Below are 1,579 nucleotides of genomic sequence, written 5' to 3'. Positions count from 1 at the left end.
ATCTTACCCAGGGCATGAATTCCGGAGGCGTTGCTGCGGAAGCCCCATGCCGGTTCTTCCGACATTTCGACCTCGGCAATCATCCAGCTCATCGTCGGATCCCATCCGGTGAACTCGATACCGGCCGCCTTGCGAATGGTGCTGCGGCCTCCGTCGCAGCCGACCAGATATGCGGCCCTCAGGCGGTGACCGGTGGACAGTTCGACGTCGACGCCGCTGTCGTCCTGGATAAACCCCGCAACCTCGTGTTCACGATAGATCGGCACCTTCAACTCGCCGACCCAGTCGGCCAGGATGCGCTCGATGTGGTTCTGCCGCAGCGCCAACAGGTAATTGTGCCGGGTTGGGAAGTCGCTGATGTCCAGGCGGATCATGTGAAAACCTACGGCCGGGCTCACTTGGCCCTGCGAGAGGAACCGATCAGCAATTCCGCGCTGGTCGAGCACCTCGATGGTGCGTGCATGGAGGCCACCTGCGCGCAGGCCGGCAAGTTTCTGATCCGGCCGCCTTTCGACAATGGCAACGTCGACGCCTGCTAGCGCCAGTTCGCCCGCCAGCATCAATCCCGCCGGACCACCCCCGGCGATCACCACCGCATGATCTGAAACCATTGTCATCACTCCCGTTTTCCGCACCTTGGTTCGGGTCGGTTTTACGGGAGGAGCCGGGTCTTGCCGCAAGCCCCTTGTGCGCCATATGTATGAAATGGAAGGGAACGGTATTGTTTCCCCTGTTGGTTGCCGCGGAACAAGCGCTCGGGGCAATTTCCCCTAACGATATCCAGATTTTCAGGCGCAAAAACCCAGAGTCTTCCGTGCTTTGGCACGGAGCTCTGATGTTCATTGGAAAGAAGGGGGCCGGTCGGCGTTTGGCAGCGGTACGAGGAGGCCACTATGTGCCAGCGCCGGCCGGCCGACCCCACGGACCCAGGAGATGCGGCGGACCTGAGCATCATGGGGTATTCCCAGGGACCGGAGCCGGCGGTCTATCCTCGTGCCGGCTTCGTCTTGGCCTGCACAGTCGCGCAAGAGCTTATAAAAATCAACAGTTTCTTAACCAAGGCTCGCGAATCGCTTGGATTAAGGTAAACGGGTAACCCTGTCGGGTTGACTGGATAATCGGGGCTGGGTCACTACGCCGCCTTGGCGACGACCCGATTGCGGCCGCCGCTTTTGGCTTCGTAGAGCGCGAGATCGGCACGCTTCATGAGCGCCGCCACCGTGTCCACGCCCTTCAGCACCGACGACACGCCGACGCTGACCGTGACTTCGATCGCCTTGCCGTCCTGGCCAATGGCGAAAGCCGCCTGGGCGATTTCGGCGCGAATGCGCTCGGCCACCTTCTCGGCCACCGCGCCCTCGGTATCCGGCATCACCACGACGAACTCCTCGCCGCCAAAGCGGCAGGCAAGGTCGATACCCCTGACATTCTTGCGCAGCCGCCGTGCGAATTCCCGCAGCACCTCGTCGCCGCCATCATGACCGTGCGCGTCGTTGATCGCCTTGAAGCGATCGAGGTCGGTGATCATCACCGACAGCGGCCGGCGCCGTGCCACGGCGCGATCGAACAGCGTCTGCAG

At 62.2% G+C, this 1,579-nt stretch carries 2 protein-coding genes; both read right to left on the bottom strand.

What is annotated here, in order from left to right:
* On the bottom strand, positions 1-611 hold a 611-nt coding region (locus EN969_RS30435; RefSeq protein WP_127419698.1), incomplete at its 3' end, for an FAD-dependent monooxygenase.
* 521 nt (positions 612-1,132) lie between these two features.
* A partial coding sequence (locus EN969_RS30425) for a diguanylate cyclase (RefSeq protein ID WP_127419697.1) occupies positions 1,133-1,579 on the bottom strand: 447 nt, incomplete at its 5' end.

Origin of the sequence: Mesorhizobium sp. M7A.F.Ca.CA.003.01.2.1, assembly GCF_003998945.1 — a bacterium.
Classification (GTDB): domain Bacteria; phylum Pseudomonadota; class Alphaproteobacteria; order Rhizobiales; family Rhizobiaceae; genus Mesorhizobium; species Mesorhizobium ciceri.
The sequence above is the reverse complement of the archived record's forward strand: the minus strand, read 5'-3'. Positions and strand labels throughout refer to the sequence as shown.